Origin of the sequence: Brevibacterium sp., assembly GCF_022712115.1 — a bacterium.
Classification (GTDB): Bacteria; Actinomycetota; Actinomycetes; order Actinomycetales; family Brevibacteriaceae; genus Brevibacterium; species Brevibacterium salitolerans.
The window spans coordinates 1-19,086 of record NZ_JALAHB010000137.1; the positions used below are offsets into that span (position 1 = coordinate 1).

At 71.7% G+C, this 19,086-nt stretch carries 15 protein-coding genes and 1 tRNA gene; 10 read left to right on the forward strand and 6 right to left on the reverse strand.

Annotation, left to right across the window (positions count from 1 at the left end; genetic code table 11):
* Positions 1-3 precede the first annotated feature (3 nt).
* The 3 genes from Q0A33_RS07825 (at position 4) to Q0A33_RS07835 (ending at position 3,687) form a co-directional block, all read left to right on the forward strand.
* Positions 4-1,233 carry an amidohydrolase gene (locus Q0A33_RS07825; RefSeq protein WP_291794920.1) on the forward strand — a complete coding sequence of 410 codons (1,230 nt, stop codon included), beginning with the start codon at positions 4-6 and terminating at the stop codon, positions 1,231-1,233.
* 225 nt (positions 1,234-1,458) lie between these two features.
* A complete protein-coding gene (locus Q0A33_RS07830; protein WP_291794892.1) occupies positions 1,459-2,568 on the forward strand; it encodes a DUF418 domain-containing protein in 1,110 nt (369 codons plus the stop codon).
* A 54-nt stretch (positions 2,569-2,622) separates the two neighbouring features.
* On the forward strand, positions 2,623-3,687 hold the full coding sequence (locus Q0A33_RS07835; protein ID WP_291794894.1) for an aminotransferase class V-fold PLP-dependent enzyme: 1,065 nt from the start codon (positions 2,623-2,625) through the stop codon (positions 3,685-3,687).
* A 66-nt stretch (positions 3,688-3,753) separates the two neighbouring features.
* Here Q0A33_RS07835 and Q0A33_RS07840 read toward each other — a convergent pair whose 3' ends face one another.
* Together Q0A33_RS07840 and Q0A33_RS07845 are read right to left on the reverse strand one after the other, a co-directional pair.
* Positions 3,754-4,443, reverse strand: coding sequence for a response regulator transcription factor (locus tag Q0A33_RS07840; RefSeq protein WP_291794896.1), 690 nt, complete (start codon positions 4,441-4,443; stop codon positions 3,754-3,756).
* Positions 4,444-4,544: 101 nt separating this feature from the next.
* Positions 4,545-5,774: a histidine kinase gene (locus tag Q0A33_RS07845; protein WP_291794899.1), complete on the reverse strand. Its 1,230-nt coding sequence runs from the start codon at positions 5,772-5,774 to the stop codon at positions 4,545-4,547.
* A gap of 109 nt (positions 5,775-5,883) precedes the next feature.
* Here Q0A33_RS07845 and Q0A33_RS07850 point away from each other — a divergent pair, with 109 nt between their 5' ends.
* Positions 5,884-6,729 (forward strand): GAP family protein, encoded by an 846-nt coding sequence (locus tag Q0A33_RS07850; RefSeq protein ID WP_291794901.1) that lies wholly within the window; start codon positions 5,884-5,886, stop codon positions 6,727-6,729.
* Positions 6,730-6,819: 90 nt separating this feature from the next.
* On the opposite strand, the gene Q0A33_RS07855 is transcribed toward Q0A33_RS07850, so the two are convergent.
* Both Q0A33_RS07855 and Q0A33_RS07860 read right to left on the reverse strand, forming a co-directional pair.
* A tRNA-Ser gene (locus tag Q0A33_RS07855) sits at positions 6,820-6,907 on the reverse strand.
* A 93-nt stretch (positions 6,908-7,000) separates the two neighbouring features.
* A complete protein-coding gene (locus tag Q0A33_RS07860; RefSeq protein ID WP_291794903.1) occupies positions 7,001-10,018 on the reverse strand; it encodes a hypothetical protein in 3,018 nt (1,005 codons plus the stop codon).
* Positions 10,019-10,101: 83 nt separating this feature from the next.
* Between Q0A33_RS07860 and ilvA the strand changes: the two genes are divergently transcribed.
* The 6 genes from ilvA (at position 10,102) to Q0A33_RS07890 (ending at position 16,895) form a co-directional block, all read left to right on the forward strand.
* Positions 10,102-11,385: a threonine ammonia-lyase IlvA gene (ilvA, locus tag Q0A33_RS07865; RefSeq protein ID WP_291794922.1), complete on the forward strand. Its 1,284-nt coding sequence runs from the start codon at positions 10,102-10,104 to the stop codon at positions 11,383-11,385.
* A 36-nt stretch (positions 11,386-11,421) separates the two neighbouring features.
* On the forward strand, positions 11,422-12,432 hold the full coding sequence (locus tag Q0A33_RS07870; protein ID WP_291794905.1) for an NAD(P)H-quinone oxidoreductase: 1,011 nt from the start codon (positions 11,422-11,424) through the stop codon (positions 12,430-12,432).
* 4 nt (positions 12,433-12,436) lie between these two features.
* Positions 12,437-13,027 carry a hypothetical protein gene (locus tag Q0A33_RS07875; protein ID WP_291794907.1) on the forward strand — a complete coding sequence of 197 codons (591 nt, stop codon included), beginning with the start codon at positions 12,437-12,439 and terminating at the stop codon, positions 13,025-13,027.
* Positions 13,024-14,304, forward strand: a complete 1,281-nt coding sequence (locus Q0A33_RS07880; protein ID WP_291794910.1) for an FAD-dependent oxidoreductase — start codon at positions 13,024-13,026, stop codon at positions 14,302-14,304. The genes Q0A33_RS07875 and Q0A33_RS07880 overlap by 4 nt, the downstream gene beginning before the upstream one ends.
* Positions 14,305-14,397: 93 nt before the next feature.
* Positions 14,398-15,990 carry an SPFH domain-containing protein gene (locus Q0A33_RS07885; RefSeq protein WP_291794912.1) on the forward strand — a complete coding sequence of 531 codons (1,593 nt, stop codon included), beginning with the start codon at positions 14,398-14,400 and terminating at the stop codon, positions 15,988-15,990.
* Between the two features lie 53 nt (positions 15,991-16,043).
* Positions 16,044-16,895, forward strand: coding sequence for a hypothetical protein (locus Q0A33_RS07890; RefSeq protein ID WP_291794914.1), 852 nt, complete (start codon positions 16,044-16,046; stop codon positions 16,893-16,895).
* Positions 16,896-16,922: 27 nt separating this feature from the next.
* Here the strand turns inward: Q0A33_RS07890 and Q0A33_RS07895 are convergent, their stop codons facing one another.
* Together Q0A33_RS07895 and serS are read right to left on the reverse strand one after the other, a co-directional pair.
* Complete coding sequence (locus tag Q0A33_RS07895; RefSeq protein WP_291794916.1) at positions 16,923-17,750, reverse strand: HAD family hydrolase; 828 nt, start codon at positions 17,748-17,750, stop codon at positions 16,923-16,925.
* A complete protein-coding gene (gene serS, locus Q0A33_RS07900) occupies positions 17,747-19,030 on the reverse strand; it encodes a serine--tRNA ligase (protein ID WP_291794918.1) in 1,284 nt (427 codons plus the stop codon). Before serS ends, Q0A33_RS07895 begins: the two co-directional genes overlap by 4 nt.
* Positions 19,031-19,086: the final 56 nt, after the last annotated feature.

A 19,086-nucleotide genomic window follows, 5' to 3' on the forward strand; every position in this document is an offset into this window, starting at 1 on the left:
CAAATGACACAGAACGCCCCCGCCCCCTCCCTCCAGGAGCTGCGCAGTTCCGTGCTCGACACCGTCGACACGGCCGGAGACGCCCTCCTCGAGTTCAGCCGCACCATCCACGAACTCAACGAGCTCTCCTGGGAGGAGCACGAGTCCGCCAAGGCCGTCGCCCACGTCATGTCCGAGGCCGGGTTCGAGACGACCACGGGCGCCTACGGCGTGGAGACCGCGGTCGAGGCCGTCTACGGCACCGGCGACCTCACCGTGGTCGTCTGCGCGGAGTACGACGCGCTGCCCGGCGTGGGCCACGCCTGCGGACACAACATCATCGCCACGGCGGGAGTGGGCGCCGCGCTGGCGCTCAAGCCGGTGGCGGACGCCGCGGGGCTGCGGATCAAGCTCCTGGGCACCCCCGCCGAGGAGCACGGCGGCGGCAAGGTCGAACTGCTCAAGGCGGGCGCATGGGAGGACGCCGCCTTCTCCCTCATGGTGCACGGCTCCCCGCAGCAGGAGAACGAGATCGGCAAGACGCACTCCACTGCGGTGGAGCGGCTCGAGGTCACCTTCACGGGCAAGGAGGCCCACGCCGCGGCCGCACCGTGGGCCGCGGTCAACGCGGGAGCCGCCGCCACCCTCGCGCTCACCAACCTCGCCATGCTGCGTCAGCACCTCCCGCCGCACTCCAACGCCAACGCCTTCATCTCCCAGGCCGGTGAGGCGACCAACATCATCCCGGACTCCGCGACGCTCCAGGTGGAGTACCGCGCCGGCGACATCGAGACCTGGCGCGGGGTCAAGCACCGCGTGCTCGCCTGCTTCGAGGGTGCTGCGATCGCCACCGGCTGCTCCTGGGAGCACCGGCAGACGGAGTACCCCTACGCCCCCGTGCTCACCCACGAGGGCCTCGGCGCCGCCTGGGACGCGAACCTGGAGTCGCTGGGCCGCCCCGTGCTCCACGAGACCGCCTTCGGCGGAGGTTCGACGGACATGGGCAACGTCTCCCAGGTGGTGCCCGCCATCCACGGCATGATCTGGGTGCGCGGCTCTGAGAACGTCCCGCACACCGTCGGCTTCACGGCCGATGCGATCTCCCCCGCCGGCGACGAGGCCGCCCTCGACGGCGCCAAGGCACTCGCCCTCACCGCCCTGGACGCCGCCCTGAACCCGGAGCTGCGCGCGGAGCTGCTGCGTCTGCAGGCCGAGAGGGAGTCCGGCGCCACCACTCCCGTGCTCGAGGTCTGAGGTTCGGGAGAGCGCAGACGGGAACGCCGAGCTCCCTCGTTCCCGTCTGTGGATCGGCCGCCTCTGCGTTGCAGAACGGGCCGATCCGCAGACGGGAGTGCCTGGGGAACGGGTTCCCGTCTGCTGCTCCACATGTCGGAGGGTGTACCGGCGGCGGGTTTTCCTCCGCCGAGGCGCGGGCAAGCCCCCTGCCTCTCATACCTACCGCTCAGTAATCTTCTGGTCATGACCTCCACGCGTCTCCCTGCCGTGCCACCGCAGACGGTCGCACAGACCGCGGGCCCGCCTCATGCCCAGTACCCGGAACGGCCCTCCGCACAGACCGGCGAGCGCCGGTCACACGGCGAGCGCGGTTCCCGCATCGCCGGCCTCGACGCCCTGCGCGGATTCGCACTCGCCGGGATCATCTTCGTGAACGCCCCGAGCATCCTCGGGCTCTCTCCGCTGCTGCCGGACGGTTCGCCCAATCCCGTCTCGCACTGGCTCGACCTCTTCGTCCAGCAGCGCTTCTTCCCGATCTTCAGCCTGCTGTTCGGCGTGGGCTTCGGGATGCTCTGGCGCATCGCCGGCACGCGGACGCCCCGGCCGCGGCTGGCACTGGCCCGCCGCCTCGGCGTCCTGGTCCTCCTGGGCGCCGCCCACCAGTTCCTCCAGCCCGGGGAGGCGCTGCTGCCCTACGGTCTCGCAGGACTCGTCTTCCTCCTGCCGGCCACCTTCCTCCCGGACCGCCGCTGGGCGCGGGTGCTCGTGCCCGCTGCGGGCGCTGCGCTGCTGCTGACCGCACTCCTCCTCACCGGCGGCGGGCCCGCACTCATCCCGGGCCTGTTCCTGCTGGGGTTCGCCGCAGGCGAGGCCGATCTGGCGCGCCGGATCGAGAGCTCGCCGCGCACCTGGTGGATCGCTTCGCTCCTCGCCGTGACGACGGCCGCGGCAGGCACCGCACTCCTCACCACCACGAGCTACACGGAACGCGCCCTCTGGCAGGGCTTCGCCCTCGAGTCCGCGCTCGGACTCGTCATGGCTGCGGCCTACGTGAGTGCGTTCATCGCCGTGCTCCATTCGCCGCTGCGGCGCGTCCTCACTGCGGCGTTCGGACCTCTGGGCCGCATGGCGCTCACCAACTACGTGACCGCCACGCTGCTCCTGGTGGGGCTGCGGCTTCTGCCGAGCGGCCTCGACCCCGCCGGCGCCGGCGTGCGCGACTGGACACTGACGATGGTGTTCTGCGGTGCCGTGCTCGCCGTGCAGTGGATCTGGTCCTCGCTGTGGCTGATGCGGTTCCGCCAGGGACCCCTCGAGCGGATGTGGCGCATGGCGACCTGGTGGCGGGTCTGAACCGGGGATCTGTCCGGGCCCTTCCCCCGCCGCCCGCTCTCCTAGACTGACGGGATGAGCAGCGCCGCGCGTCTTCGCCCCTTCGACCCTGCCGTGGTCCCCCACCTCTTCGCCATGCGCCCGGGCTACCTCAACGCCGCCGCGCTGGGACTGCCGTTCTACGACAGTCTCGCGGCACTGCGTAGCCACCTCGACCGCTGGGAGGCCGGCCAGGTGAGCGCCACGGACTTCGACGTCCTCGTGGACAGGGCACGCCGCGCGTACGCCTCGCTGGTGGGCGTCGCGCCGGAACGCACGGCGATCGGCTCGCAGACCTCGGTCCAGGTGTCCCTCCTCGCACAGTCCCTCCCGGCCGGGTCCACGGTGGTCACGGTGGACGGGGACTTCTCCTCCGTCACCGCTCCCTTCCACGTGCGGCCCGAGGTGACGGTGCGGCCGGTGCCGCTCGCAGACCTCGCCGAGGCCCTCACCCCGGACGTCGCCGCCGTCGTCTTCTCGCTCGTCCAGTCCGCGGACGGCAGGCAGGCGGACGCCGAGGCCGTGCGCACCGCCGCGCGGGAGCACGGCATCCTCACCCTCTGCGACCTCACGCAGGCGGCGGGCAGCGTGCCCTGCAGCGCCGAGTGGTGGGACATGGCGATCTGCCACACCTACAAGTGGCTCTCCTGCCCGCGCGGCCTGTCGTTCCTCACAGTCTCGGCCGACCTCACCGAACGGCTCGTCCCCGCGCAGGCCGGTTGGTTCGCGGGAGCGGACCCCTGGGCATCGACCTACGGACCCGCACTCGAACTCGCCGGCGACGCCCGCCGCTTCGACGTCTCACCTGCGTGGCCGTCCGTCGTGGGCGCGGTTCCGGTGCTCGAGTGGTTCGCGCAGGCGGACATCGCGGGGATCCGCGCGCACGCCGCAGGCCTGGGCGACGCACTGTGCCGCGGGCTGGGCCTGCCGGAGAGGGGCCAGGCGATCGTGGCGTGGCCGGACCCGGACGGCAGCGACCTGGCGGCACTGCAGCGTGCCGGGGTGACGGCCTCGGGCAGAGCCGGCGGCGTGCGCGCCTCCTTCCACGTGTGGAGCACGGAGGAGGACGTGGACATGGCGCTCGGCGCACTGGGGAGATAGGGGCGACGCGGAGGCTCAGCGGCCAGCAGACGGGAACACTGCGCTCCGCCGCTCGCGTCTGCAGTCCTACAGAGACACCCCGCGCGCCAGCGCTGCGGCATGGGTGCGACTCTCCGCACCGAGCTTGGCCAGGATGCTGGAGACGTGCGTCTTCACCGTGGGCACGGAGATGTGGAGTTCGGCGGCGACCTGTGCGTTCGAGCGTCCGTCGCGCACAGCCGCGAGGATCTGCCGTTCCCGGGCAGTGAGCTGGTCGAGGCCGTGCAGCCGCTTCTGGGCCCGTGGGGCGGAGTCGTCCGGGGCCGAGGCCACGGCGGCGAGCGCCCGCCGCGTCACCCTCGGGTCCAGCACGCCCTCGCCGGCGGCCACCCGGCGCACGGCATCGACGAGGAGCGCCGCCTCCGTGGTCTTGAGGAGGAACCCCGCGGCACCCGCCCGGATCGCGCCGAACACGAGTTCGTCCTCGTCGAAGCTGGTCAGCACCAGCACCTGCGCGGATCCGGCCTCCACGATCTCCCTGGTCGCCCGCACACCGTCCGTCCCCGGCATCCGCAGGTCCATCAGCACCACGTCCGGACGCAGCGCGGCCGCATTGCGCACGGCCACCGCACCGTCCGCGGCCTCGCCGACGACCACCGCGCCGTGGGACTCGAGGATCATCCGGAGTCCCTCACGGATCATGCCGTGGTCGTCTGCGACGAGCACCCGCGGTGCAGAATCCCTCGCAGTGGCGCGCCCGCCCGTGCTGCCGTCCATGTCCTCCGCCCCTTCCGTGCCTGTCCGGTCCCCACTCTGCCCTGCGCCGGCCGCCCCGGGGAGCCCCACCCCTGAGACCCGCACGGCCGATGCACCTCTGCTCATACCGTCACGTCGAGCGGGAGGACGGCGCGCACCTCCCAGTCCCCGGCCTCGGGCCCGGTTTGCAGCGCCCCTGCGGTCAGCGTCCCTCCCAGCGCCCGCGCCCGCTCACCCAGCAGTTCGAGACCGAGGCCGCTGCCGGAGAGCTCAGGTCGCCGCAGAGGGGCGCCGCCCCGGGAGGTGACGGTGACGTGCACGCCGTCCTCCTTCCTCTCCATCCGCACCTGCACGGAGGAACCGGCCGCGTGACGAACGGCGTTGGCGAGCGCCTCCTGCACGATCCGGCCCACGGCATGATCGACCGGCGCGGGCAGCGCCTCGCCCACGCGGTCGTCCACGGCGACCTCCACGCCGGAGCTGCGGGCCTGTGCGGCCAGTTCCGGAACCGTCTCGCGGCCCGGCGGCGTCACCAGCCCCTCACCGCCGGCGCGCAGCACGGCGATCATGGACCTCAGCGCCGTGTGCGCGTCGAGGCTGGCGTCGCGGACCGCATGGAGGGCACGCCGCTCAGGGCTCGGCTCCTCCGAACCTCCCACGGACAGTGCGGCCTCGCTGCGGATCGCCACCGCGGACACGTGGCCGGCGACCACGTCGTGGAGCTCCCGCGCCATGTGTTCGCGTTCGCGCTGCACGGCTTCCACCCTGTCGCGTTCGGCCAGCAGCGCGGCGTCCTCGGCACGCCTGCGGTGCAGTTCGACCAGCTCCTGCGACTGCGCGACGGCTGTGCCGTACCAGTACCCGGTGCCCAGCACCGCGCCCATCTGCAGGCCGATCGCCACGGTGAACCCCGCGTCGCGGGTGAGCGCATAGGCGGAGGCGGCGATGACCGCGGTTCCCGCAGCGACTGCCCCCAGCAGACGGGAACGCCGTCCGGCGGGGAGGGCCACGGCCGCCGTGTAGAGCAGATCGAGCACCAGGATGAAGGTGATCAGGCCGCTCGTCGTCAGCAGGTCGAGGACGAAGAATGCGGTCGCGGCGATGAGGGAGGCCACCGGCGCCCTGCGCTTCGTGAGGACGAGTGCGCACGCAGGGAGGCCCGGGGCCAGGGTCCACCAGGAGGAGACCGGTTCCGGCAGCAGCGAGAACAGGTCCCAGGTCCGGAAGCCGAATGCCGCGGACAGCACCGCCACGGTCACATAGCCGAGGAGCTCCTTCCAGGGGCTGGGCGTCCGCCACCAGGCGCGCGTGCGGCGCGAGCCCGCCGATGTGTCCGTTCCGTTCCGACCCATGCCTCCATCCAAGCAGGGGTGGGTCCTCGCTGTCTCCGTCCAAAGTATGAGTCCGGTCTGCGTCCATCAGCCGATGCGCACCCGCGCGGGCACGCGCAGGCTCGAGGGCATGGACCTTCTCTCCGCCCTCCCCCTGCCCGCCGCGCTGGGACTGCTCGCGCTCCTCGACGGGCTCAGCGTGGGCACGCTGCTGATCCCCGTCTTCTTCCTCATCGCCCCCGGCCGGCCCCGGGTGGGACGGATATTCCTCTACCTGGGGACGATCACGCTGTTCTACCTGGCGGTGGGCGTCCTGTTCACCCTGGGCCTGGTGAGCGTCGTGGACGTGGGCCGCGAGTTCCTCGACTCGACGGCGGGACAGACGGTGCTGTTCGTGGTGGGCCTCGGGATGCTGGGCGCCGGGATCCTCATGGGCGTCTCCGACGCTCGGACGAGGAAGGCCGGCGCCTCTGTCAGCGGTGTGCCCGAGGCCGGCGGTGCGCAGGCGGCAGCGCTGGCCCGCACGCAGCCCGGGGAGCACCCTGCCGGGCACTCCGGCGGGTCCGGCAGCAGGCGCTCCGGCGGGCGCATCCTCGCGTGGCGCGATCGCCTGCTCGCACCGCACACCTCGCGCGGCACCGTCATCGCGGTGGCACTCGCCGCGGGCCTGGTCGAGGTGGCGACGATGCTGCCCTATCTCATCGGGATGACCATGCTGGCGAACTCCCCGATGAGCATGAGCCTGCGGATCGTACTGCTCGCCGGATACTGCATCGTCATGATCGTGCCCGCTCTGGTGCTGCTCGCCGCGCGCGTCGTCGCCGCCCGTGCAGTCGAGGGTCCTCTGCAGAGACTCGCGGCATGGCTGCAGCGCACCGGGGCGGAGAACACCGCCTGGATCCTCGGCATCTTCGGCTTTCTGCTTGCACGCGCCGGCGCTTCGCAGCTGGGACTGGATCTCCCCTTCGTCGGGTGACGGGAGCCCGCCCCTGCCCGCAAAGGGGGCAGGCCCGCCTCGACGCACGAGACGGGCCTGCCTTCACTACCCCTGTGACCAGGGAAAACGCGGTGAGTGTGGGATTTGAACCCACGGAAGGGGGTTGCCCTTCAACGGTTTTCAAGACCGTCACATTCGGCCGCTCTGTCAACTCACCTGCGCGCCGAGGAACACTCCGCGCGCCACCATTCTGCCACAGCGGCACCGCCGCACTCGCGGGTGCATGCCCCACCTGGTGAGGCCCGGCGGCTCAGAAGGTGAAGTCGTCCTCGCTCCACCGCCGCGCACGCACCGGCTTGGGACGCGGGGCGCCGCCTGGGCTGCCCATGTCGTCCTCCGCGAGGTCCTCCTCCGGGAGATCGTCCTCCGGGAAGTCGTCGGTGGGATCTCCCGCATGGGATTCGTCGGGCTCGTCGGACTCGTGGCCCCCGCCGGCTGGATCGTCTCCACGAAACGCAGGAGGCTCGTAGGCCTGGCCGGCGGGAACGTCCTCGTGGGACTCATGGATCTGGTCGGCCTGGTCGGCTTGACCGGCCTCGGGGCGATCCCCAGTCTCGGCGTGATCGCTGGCCTCGGGGTGACCGCGAGTCTCAGCCACAGCCTCCGGCTCAACCTCGGGACTGTTCTCATCCTCAGCCTCAGCCGCACCCTCGGCCTCAGGCTCGGGCTCGGCTCCAGCCTCGGGACTGTTCTCACCCTCGGCCTCGGCCGCAGCCCTCGCCTCGGCCGCAGCCCTCGCCTCGGGCTCGGGCTCGGGCGCGGGCTCGGGCTCGGGCTCGGGCTCGGAGCGATTCTCGACGACCTCAGGCGCTCCGCCTGCCTCCCCGTCTCCAGCCTCCGCAGCCGATGCCTCCTTGGCCGCCGAGACCACAGCCGCGACGTTCCGGGCAGAGGCGTCCGGATCCAGCGGCGCGGGAACCGGAGCCGCGGCGAGCGCAGGAGGCGTGCCCACCGCAGGCATGTCCACGAGCACCGGAAGGGCGAGGCCGTCCTGTCCCGCAGACTCCTGCCGCTTCTGTGCCGGTTCCTTCTCCGACCGCTTCCGGGCAACCTCCGGCGCCGTCTCGGTGCGCTTCGCAGAGCGTTTCGCATCGTGCTGCGCGGCTTCGGGTCCGGAGGCGACCGGCAGCCCGAACGCGTTCGTGGCCCCGCCCTCCGCCCGGCTCCCGGTCACCGCGCTCTTCGCCGCAGTCGCGGTCGCGGTCTCCGCAGTGCGAGCACTCACGGCCCCCGGAGCCCGCGACGCTGCGGCCTCCGCATCACCGATGACCGAGACGGCGGCTTCCGTGTCTCCGTCGGGATCTCCGCCGGCCGAGGCGGCAGCCTCCTCTTCAGCGGGTGCAGCCTCCTCATCAGCGGGCGCCTCCTCCGCGACAGACGCCGCCCCTCGGACGGGCACGTCGTCCTCGCCCGCAGCAACGGCCTCACCCGCCGCGTCGTCCTCGCCCGCAGCAAGGGCCTCGGCCGCCTCGGCGTCCGTTCCCTCGTCTTCCACAGCTCCCGGCTCAACGACTCCCGGCTCAACAGCTCCGGCCTCCGCGGTCCCCTGCTCCGCTGCCCTGAACTCCGCAGCGCCGGCTCCTGCCCCGCCGCCCACAGCGCCGCCCACAGCGTCACCGACCTCGGCTGCGGCCTCGGTGGCGGATGGGAGCACATCGGGCGCCTCCGGACAGGCGGAGGCGGAAGCGGCCTCGGCGGGCACCGGCGCGTCCGCGATCACGTCCACCGTCTCCGGCGGGCCCAGCAGCGCGCTCAGCGCCGCCAGCGGCACGATCACCCAGGCCGGACGGTTCCGCCGCTCCGTCACGATCTCCACGAGCAGCCGGTCCACCAGCGCCGCACGCAGCACCGGATCGCTGAGGCTCGCCGTTCCGCCCACCGCATGCGAATACCCGGACAGCAGCGAGTTGATCGCCTGCCCGCACCACAGCCGCTCGGGCGCGCTCGCGTACTCCTCGCGCAGCTCCGCGCCCCGGCTGTCCGCGGAGAAGAGTCCCTCCGTCGCCACCTGCCTCAGCAGCGGCGACTTCTCCGCGAACCCGCCCGTGCGCCGCAGCCAGGAGTACCCGGCCGCGTAGTCCACGCTGCGCAGCAGCGCCACGAGATCCAGCGCCACCGGCCGCGGCTCGTCGTCCGCATCCGTGGAGAACGAGATGATGCGCGGACCCTCCGCAGTGCCCGTGAGGATGTGGTCGAGGGTGAGCTCGCCGTGGATCCTCTGCAGGGGCCCCACCGAGGTGAGCGTCTCGAGGCTCCGCGCGTACTCGCGCAGCTGCTCGTGCAGACCGGTGAGCGCGCCCGAGGCCGTCCGCAGCGCCCAGCCGATCCGGCTCTGCCACTTGCCCACCAGCCTTGCGGTGGGCTCGCCGCCGCTCTGGACCAGGCCGAACTCACCCGCGAGATCCCCGTGCAGCTCCCCCACGGCCGTGCCGAGCACGGAGGCCTGCCGGTTGAAGGAGCCGACCGAGCCGGAGTCCGTGCGCATCGCGAGGCTCACGGCGTCCTGCCATGCCGGATAGGAACCCGGCAGCGCATGGGAGACGAAGGCGAAGGGCGCGGACAGCGTCTCCTGGGCGGTCACGTCGAACCAGCGCGTCTGCACCCAGCCCACCACCGGGTGCACCGTCTGCGAGCCCACCGCGGTGAGCGCCAGCGGAACCCGCACCGCAGGAGGCTGCCGCTCGCTGAGCGTCCGCAGGAACGTCATGACGAAGGTCCCGTCCGGGGAGTCGACGACCGTGCGGGTCTCCTGCCCCCGGGAGGCAGCCACACGGACGGTGAGCTCGTCCGACCGGCGGAGGAGCTCCCCCGGTTCCGGTGCGAACGGCGTGGGCCGTTCGGGAGCGCCCAGTTCCTCACCTGCGAGGTGACCGGACACGTGCTGCTCCGGGAGAGAGGCCGGGACCGAGGCGAGGTCCAGCAGCGCCTGCACGCAGACGGGATCCGCGGCACCGTCGTAGACCCCCACCCGGCCGAGCAGGAGGTCGTCGACCTCGCCGATCCGGTGCTCCCGCAGCGCCACGGCCTCACGGGTGCGGAAGGTCAGCGGCAGGGCGATCCGGGCGGAGCGGCGGCCTGCGGCCACGCTGAGCACCGCCGCGAGCACGCGCACCACTCCCGTGTCACGGTCCTCGGCGTCCGCCAGTCGCACCACTGAGACCGGCGTGAGGTCAGGTTCCTGACCCGCGCGGCCGCCCAGCTCCGGATACCAGCGCTGTCGCGGCAGCCAGCGCGCAAGGAGTCGCTCGAGATCGCTGCTGAAGGCCATAGCTGTCATGCTATCGGCCGCAGCGGTCGGAATGTGGGATGTTTCAGCGGAGGCTGAGGATTCTGGAGCACAATGGATCGGTGCTGATCGAACAGAGGAACCGCCGGCCGCTGCCCACCTCCGCTGATGTGGAGGACGCCGCAGCGCGGATCTCGGACGAGATCGTCACGACCCCGCTGCACGTCTCGGACCGGCTCTCGCAGCTCACCGGGGCCACCGTCCACCTCAAGCGCGAGGACCTCCAGCCGGTGCGGTCGTACAAGATCCGCGGTGCATTCAACTTCATCCTGCAGCTCGACGAGGAGCAGCGCCGGCGCGGAGTGGTGTGCGCCTCTGCGGGCAACCACGCCCAGGGATTCGCACGCGCGTGCCGGGCATTAGGCGTCAAGGGCACCATCTTCGTGCCCAAGACGACGCCGCGGCAGAAGATCGAGCGCATCCGCTACTTCGGCGGGGAGCACGTCGAGGTGATCATCGACGGCTCCACCTATGACGACGCCTCTGACCTGGCCAAGCGCCACTCCGAGCTGACGGACGCCCTCGTCATCTCCGCGTTCGACGACCCGCTCACCATCGCCGGACAGGGCACCATCGCGCTGGAGATCCTCGAGCAGCTGGGCCGCGCCCCTGACGTCATCGTGGTGCCGGTGGGAGGCGGCGGCCTCATCGCCGGCATGGCCGCGTACGCGTCCGTCCACATGCCGCAGACCCGGGTCGTGGGCGTCGAGCCGCACGGCGCGGCATCCATGACCGCGGCGATCGCCGCGGGCCGGCCGGTGACCCTGGGCAACATCGACACCTTCGCGGACGGCACCGCGGTCCGCCGCGCCGGGGACTACACGCTGGAGATGATCCGGCAGTACGACGTGCCGATGACCACCGTGCAGGAGGGCCGCGCGGCCACGGAGATGCTCAGCCTCTACCAGGTGGACGGCATCATCGCGGAGCCCTCCGGCGCCATCGCCCCCGCCGCGGTGGGACCGGTGGGCTCCGGAGCGCCGGTGGAGGTGGCTCCGGGCAGCGATGTCGTGTGCATCATCTCCGGCGGCAACAACGACATCTCCCGCTACGCAGAGGTCCTCGAGCGCTCGCTCGTCCACGAGGGCCTCAAGCACTACTTCATCGTCAACTTCCCCCAGGAGCCCGGAGCGCTGCGCAGCTTCCTCAACGACGTCCTGGGCCCGGACGACGACATCGCGCTCTTCGACTACGTCAAGCGCAACGACCGGGAGACCGGGCCCGCGTTCGTGGGCATCACCCTGGGTTCGCAGGAGGATCTGGGGCCTCTCCTGGAGCGCATGGACGCCTCGCCGCTGGAGATCGAGCGGGTGAGCCAGGACTCGCCGCTGTTCCGCATGTTCGTGTGAGGCCCGCCCCTGCACCCGCGCGGCTACAGTGGTGGCATGCGCGCAATCACACTCACGGAACACGGCGGCCCCGAGGTCCTCGGCCTCGGCGAGGCCCCCACGCCCACCGCCCGCCCCGGCCATGTGGTGGTCCGAGTGCACACCGCCGGCGTGAACCGCGCCGATGTCCTGCAGCGACAGGGCCACTACACCCCGCCGCCCGGAGCGAACACGGAGGTGGAGATCCCCGGGCTCGAGGCCTCGGGCTGGATCCACGAGGTGGGTGAGCAGGTCACCGGCTGGGCAGAGGGCGACCGCGTCGCCGCGCTTCTCACGGAGGGGGGCTACGCGGAGTACATCGAGGTGCCGGCCGGCCAGCTCCTCGCCGTTCCGGAGGAGCTCTCGCTCGAGGACGCGGCAGCGCTGCCGGAGGTGCTGTGCACCGTCCAGTCCAACGTCTTCGCCGCCGGTGCGCTGCGCCCGGGTGAGTGGCTGCTGGTCCACGGCGGCGGGTCCGGGATCGGCACCGCCGCGATCCAGATGGCCAAGGCGCAGAGCGCCAAGGTCGCCGTGACGGTGGGCAGCGAGCGGAAGGCGGAGTTCTGCCGCGAACTGGGCGCGGACGCCGTCATCAACTACCGGGAGGAGGACTTCGTGGAGCGCATCCGCGAGATCACCTCGACCGGTGAGGGCCCCGGCGACGGCGCGGACGTCATCCTCGACGTCATGGGAGCCAAGTACCTCGACCGCAACCTCCGGGCGCTCGCGGTGGACGGCCGCCTCGTGATCATCGGCCTGCAGGGCGGCACCAAGGCCGAGGCGAACCTAGGCCGCATGCTCCCCCGCCGCCTCTCCGTCATCGCCACGACCCTGCGCGCCCGGCCGGCGGAGCAGAAGGCCCGCATCGTCGCCGAGGTCGCGGACACCTTCTGGAAGCAGGCCGCCGAGGGCCGCATCCGCGCCGTCGTGGACACCGTCTTCCCTCTTGCCGAGGCGTCCTCGGCCCACGCGCGGATGGAAGCCGGGGAGAACATCGGCAAGCTGCTGCTGCGGGTCGCGGAGGACTGACCGGATGGGGCTGCGGGAGGCCCTGGGCGGACGTCTCTTCGCCCGGGACCGCAGGTCCCCGGAGGAGAAGCGCTTCGGCACCGGCCTGTGGCGTCAGCACCGGGACCGCTTCTCGCGGTCCGTGGACCGCTACTTCGAGACGGCCGAGGCCCTGCACCGGGAGTTCGGGGACGTGGACGGCACCGCCGTGCAGGACGTGGGCGCCGGTGCTCCCGTCACTCCGGTCGCGGCGGCCGTCGGTGAGATCTCCGCACTCACCGCCACGCTGAACGCGCTCGACGACCGCGTCGCCGAGCTGATGGCACGCTGCCACCGCACCGTTCCCCTCGACGGCCTCGTCTTCCCCGCGGAGGGGCGGAAGCTCCTGGGGGACGTGCCCGAGGCCGTCTCCCGCGCCGCGTCACTCGTGGCCCAGGCGGCCCAGACCGCCGCGATGCTGCGCGCTCACCTGCGGATGCACGGTGCTGCGGATGCCGCACAGCTGTTGGAGTACCCCGCCTCCGCCCGGAGGTACGCGGACCGAGCGGCAGAACTGCTCCAGGCGGCCTCGGGCACGGCTGACGGGAACGGCGCCGCGAGAGGGGAACGACCATGACCGACGCCGAGGCCGGCACAGGCCCCGTCTCCCGGACCACCTGTGCGATCGCGGGCGGCGGCCCCGCCGGGCTCGTGCTCGGACTCCTGCTGGCACGTGCCGGCGTTCACGTGACGGTGCTCGAGAAGCACGCCGACTTCCTCCGTGACTTCCGCGGCGACACCGTCCACCCGACCACATTGGCCCTTCTCGACGATCTCGGGCTCTTCGGCCGCTTCGCCGCGCTGCCGCAGTCCCGGATCACCCACGTGAAGCTGCCCGGCCCTGACGGCCGGGATGTCGTCATGGCCGACTTCAGCAGGCTTCCGGTGCGTCATCCCTACATCGCCATGGTCCCGCAGTGGGATCTGCTCGACCTCCTCTCCGAGGCGGCTGCGGCCGAGCCGACGTTCACGCTGCTCACCGAGCACGAGGTGACCGGTGTGGTCCGCGAAGGCGACAGGGTCACCGGAGTCGACTACTCCTCACCGGGCGGGCCCGGCCGTCTGCTGGCCGATCTGACGGTCGCCTGCGACGGCCGCTGGTCGGCGGTGCGACATGCACTCGACCTGCCGACGAAGAGGTTCCCCGTCGGCTTCGACGTCTGGTGGTACAAGGTGCCGACCGCACAGGACGTGGGCGAATCGCTGCTGCCCCGCATGCGAGGCGGCAGGGTGGCGATCGGCATTCCCCGTGAGGGATACCTGCAGGTGGCGCAGATCGGCCTCAAGGGGACCGACGACGCCGTCCGGGCGAAGGGGATCGACGCGTTCCGCGCCGAGGCCGCCGAGATCCTGCCCGCGCTCGCCGCGGACGTGTCCGGCATCAGGTCGATGGACGACGTCAAGCACCTCGACGTGCGTGTGGATCGCCTCCGCAGGTGGCACCGCGCAGGTGCGCTGTGCATCGGCGACGCCGCGCATGCGAGGTCCCCCGTCGGCGGAGTCGGCATCAATCTCGCCGTGCAGGACGCAGTCGCCGCCGCGCGCCTGCTCGCCGGCGCGCTCGCACGCGGAGAGATGCGCGAACCGGCCGCGGAGCGCCTGCTCGGGCGCGTGCACCGCCGGCGTGCGGTCCCCACGGCCGCTGTCCAGGGGCTGCAGCGGATCATGCATGCCGGCATCATCATGCCGACGCTCTCTGGCAGACCGGTGCGACCCCCGCGCACCCTCGTCGCACTCCTGAGGCACCTGCCGGTCCTGAGCGTGATCCCCGCATTCCTCGTCGGAATCGGCCCCCGGCCCGAGAAGGCGCCTTCGTGGGCGCACCGCAGCGCGTCCCCGGCGAAGGCGGGCTGAGCCTCTCGTCCGGCAGCTGCTGCGTGTTCCAGCCCCGCCACATGCCCGCAGCTCCCTTTCGTCCGGCCTTTCGAGTCGCATAGGGTTCGGAACATGGACACTCTTCTGCTGGGCGGAGCCGGCCTCGTCGCCGTCCTCGTCATCCTCCTCATCGCGTACATTGTCTTCCGGCGCTCCTATCGGGTCGCGGCGCCCAATGAGGCGCTCATCATCACGGGCGGCAAGCAGCGCTCGCGCGGCGGGGACGTGGGCCTCGACGAAGGCTCCCGCGTGGTGGTGGGCGGACGCGCCTTCGTGCGTCCCCTCTTCGACCGCGCCCACACGCTCTCCCTGTCCTCCCGGCAGATCCTCGTCGAGATCGAGGCGCTGAGCTCCAACGACATCCCGCTCAAGCTCCGCGGGGTCGCGCAGATCAAGATCGGCGAGCGCACCACGGACGTCCGCAAGGCCGCACAGCGCTTCCTCGACCAGCAGGACGACATCGACTCCTATTCGCAGGAGGTCCTCTCCGGCACCATGCGTTCGGCGGTGGGCACGCTGACCGTCGAGACCATCCTGCGCGACCGCAAGAGCTTCGCGGAGAAGGTCCAGGAGGACGCCCTGGACTCGATGAACAACCAGGGCCTGGTGATCGACACCTTCCAGATCACCTCCATCGCGGACGACGGCGGCTCCTACCTCGAGGACCTGGGCAAGCCGGAGGCCGCTGCCGCCGCCAAGCGCGCTGCGATCGCGGAGTCCGAGGCCACACGGCAGGCCACCGAGGCGCGCAACGCGGACCAGGAGGCCATCGCGGAGTCGCAGAAGGCCCTGGAGCTCCGGCAGGCCGCCATCCAGCGGGAGACGGCGCGGGAGAAGGCCGAGGCCGAGGCGGCCGAGGATCTGGCCCGCGCTCAGCAGGAGCAGCGGATCCTCGAGGAGAAGCAGAAGATCGCGGAGCAGCAGAACGAGCTGCGCGAGCGCGAGCTGGTCGCGGAGATCCGCAAGCCCGCAGACGCCAAGAAGTACGAGGTGGAGCGCCAGGCGGACGCCCAGCGCTACCAGGCCGGCCAGAAGGCCGATGCCCAGCGCTATGCCCGCGAGCAGGACTCCGAGGCCGCGCTGGCGGAGGAGAAGAACCGTGCCGCGGCCGTCGAGGCCGCCGGTCGTGCCGAGGCCGCGAGCGTCCGTGCGCGCGGTGAGGCGGAGGCGGAGACCGCCGCCGCCAAGGGTCGTGCGGAGGCGGAATCCGCTGCGGCGCTCGGCCGGGCGGAGGCGGAGTCCACGGCCGCCCGGGGCCGTGCGGAGGCCGAGTCCATCGAGGCCGCGGCGGAGGCGTACGCGAAGTACAACGACGCCGCCGTCCTGTCCCAGATCCTCGAGGCGCTGCCCAAGGTCGCCCACGAGGTCGCAGCTCCCTACGGCAACATCGAGAACCTCTCCGTCGTCTCCTCCGACGGCGAGTCGAAGCTGTCGAAGAACGTCGCCGTGGGCATGCAGGAGACGCTCAGGATGGTCCAGTCCACCACCGGCCTGGACCTGGGCGAGTTCCTCCAGAAGGCCATGGCCTCCCGGACGGAGGCGGGCGGCGGCTCCACCGGCCGCTCCGGCACCACCGGAGGCACTGGCACCGGTCGCTCCGGCAGCACCACCGCTCCTCCGCCTTGCCACGCTGCAGCGCGGCGAGGCGGAGGAGCAGCATCGTGAAGCCGAACGACAGCGGCAGCGTGGGAGCTGCAGCGCACAGCGATGTCCGGCATATGCCACGGAGAACCTCGCCGGGCAGGCAGCGGGAGCTGTGGCTCTCCCTGGTCGCACTGCTCGTCCTCGCCGCGGTCCTCACCCTGCGCGGTGCGATCCCCGCGGACATGGTCATGCTGATCCTCATGGCCGCCTTCGTCGTCCTCTGGGCGGTGATGATGGATCCCGTCCTGCGGAGTATGTTGGGGCACCGCGTCCCCGGAGCCCGCAGGCCGGGAACTGCTGCGGAAGAGACCCGCAAGAACTGGCCCTCCGGGAAGCCGGGCCTCGAAGCCGCCGCGGAGTACGGCTACTTCACCGGCCTCCACCGCCACTGGGTGCTGGGGATCGTCCTGCCGCTGCTGGCCGCAGTGCTGGTGCCGCTCGTGTACCCGGGGCAGGAGATCGTGGGAGTCTCCGCCAAGCTGCCGGCCTGGACGCTCATCCTGCTCGTCTGCTCCGTCGTCAGCTGGTTTCTGGGATACGTGGCGTGGATCCTCGTGGGCGCGCTGCTGCGGCTGTTCGCAGACAGCATCGTCCGCATCCGTCGCAGCGAAGCGCGGAGCGCTGAGCGGGAATCCGGCGTGGGCAGCCTCTTCCTCGCCCTCATCTGGTTCACCCTGCTGTTCGCCTGCGTCGCCGCGCCGCTGGGCACGGAGGTCTCCGGCTCGTTCGGGAGCCCCGGATACGCGGGCGGTCAGCTGCGTGCGCTGCTGGGGCTCGATCCCTGGGCCGTCAGCTCACCCGCCTGGCTGCTGACAACGCAGCTGTCCTTCATCGCGGGACTGGTCGTTCTCCCCGTGCTCAGCTGGATCGTCGGAAAGGTCATGAAGAAGCGGCGCACCGCAGAGGATCCGCCGGCACAGGCCTGACCCCGCTGGACACTCCCTGCACCCCGCTCAGAGCTCCAGGAGGGACTCCAGCGCAGTCGCGAGGCCGTCCTCCTCGATGGGGCCGGCGACGAGCGTCGCGGCCTCCTTCACCACGTCGCGGGCCTGGCCCATCGCGATGCTCTGCGCGGTCCAGCCCAGCATCTCCAGGTCGTTGAGGCCGTCGCCGGCGCTGATCGTGTCCGCGTGGTCCACCTCGAGCAGCGGCGCGATGATCTCCAGACCGTGTGCCTTGCTCACCCCGTCCGGCGCGATGTCCAGCCAGTTGCTCCAGCCCACGGCGTAGGACACCCCGTGGAGACCGATCCGCTCGACCGCCTCCTGGAACTCCTCCGTGGTGCCGTTGGGCTCGCGCAGGACGATGCGGGTGGCCCGATGCGCACGCAGCTCGTCGAAGGGCACGATCTCCATCGAATCCATGTCCGCGAGCTCGTTGTCCGGGAACTCCCCACTCGCGTACCGGACGAGGTTCGCGTCCTCGACCATGTAGAGCGCGGTGGGCAGCACCTCCGACATGCGGTCGAGCGCGTCCGCCGGGTCGAAGGTCTCCGCGCGGATGACCTCCCAGCCGTGCTCCAGCTCAGGATCCAGCCGCAGGAGCACCGCTCCGTTGGAGGCCACGACGTAGCCGTGGGTGAGGTCCAGCCGGTTCGCGGTCTCCAGCGCACCGTGGGCGGACCGGCCGGTGGCGATGACGACGTGGTGGCCGGCGTCCACGGCGGCTCGCAGCACTGAACGCTGCCGCTCGGAGAGGCGGTTGTCGTAGTCGACGATCGTGCCGTCGACGTCCAGCGCGATGAGCTTGGGCCCCGCGCCGTTCTGCCCTGCCTGCCTCATGCGTACCGTGCACCCTCCGGGCCGTAGGCCGTCATTCCGCCCAGGTAGGGCCGCAGCGCCTCCGGGATGCGGACGGAGCCGTCCGCCTGCTGATGGTTCTCCAGGAGCGCGACGAGCCACCGGGTGTTCGCCGCCGTGCCGTTGAGGGTGGCGACGGGGCGTGTGCCGTCCTCCCCGCGCTCACGGATCTTGAGACGGCGGGACTGGAAGGTCGTGCAGTTCGAGGTGGAGGTGAGCTCGCGGTAGGTTCCCTGCGTGGGGATCCAGGCCTCGGTGTCGAACTTGCGGGCCGCGGAGTCGCCCAGATCGCCGGCGGCGATGTCCAGCACGCGGTAGGCGAGCTCGCACTTCGCCAGCATCTCCTCCTGGATCGCGAGCATGCGGGCGTGTTCGGCCTCGGCGTCCTCGGCCCGCACGTAGGAGAACATCTCCACCTTCTGGAACTGGTGGACGCGGAGGATGCCGCGGGTGTCCTTGCCGTAGGAGCCCGCTTCGCGGCGGTAGCACGGGGACCAGCCGGCGTAGCGCCTGGGCCCGCCGGAGAGGTCGAGGATCTCGTCCATGTGGTAGCCGGCCAGCGGCACCTCGGAGGTGCCCACGAGGAACAGGTCGTCCGCCTCGAGGCGGTACACCTCGTCCGCGTGCTCGCCCAGGAAGCCGGTGCCGCCCATGACCTCCGGCTTCACCAGGGTGGGGGTGATGGTGGCGGTGAAGCCGTGCTTCTCCACGACGTCGAGCGCCATGGTGAGCAGCGCCAGCTCCAGCCGCGCACCGAACCCCGTGAGGTAGTAGAAGCGGGCCCCGGAGACCTTGGCGCCGCGAGAGGTGTCGATCGCGCCGAGCAGCTCGCCCAGCTCCTGGTGGTCCTTGGGCTCGAAGCCGTCCGCGGAGAAGTCGCGCGGCGTGCCCTCGCGGCGCAGCTCCGCCGAATCCTCCTCGCCGCCGGCCGGAACGCCGTCGATGATGAGGTTGGGCAGCTTGCGCAGCAGCGCGTCGAAGGCGAACTCCGCCTCGTCCGCGTCCGCCTGCAGCGCCTTCACCCTGGAGGAGAGCTCCTTCGCCTGTGCCACCAGCGCGGCCTTCTCCTCGCCCTTGGCCTGGGCGACCTGCTTGCCGAAGCCCTTCTGCTCCGCGCGTGCGGCCTCGAACGCGGTGAGGGCGGAGCGGCGGGAGGCGTCCGCGGACAGGATCTCGTCGACCAGGGACTCGCTCGCCCCGCGGGCTCGCTGTGAGGCCTTGAAACGGTCCGGGTTCTCGCGCAGCTGCGTCAGGTCTATCATGGAGCCAAGCCTACAGTTCGCCGGGTACCGTTTCATCATGGTCCTCGAGCTCCACG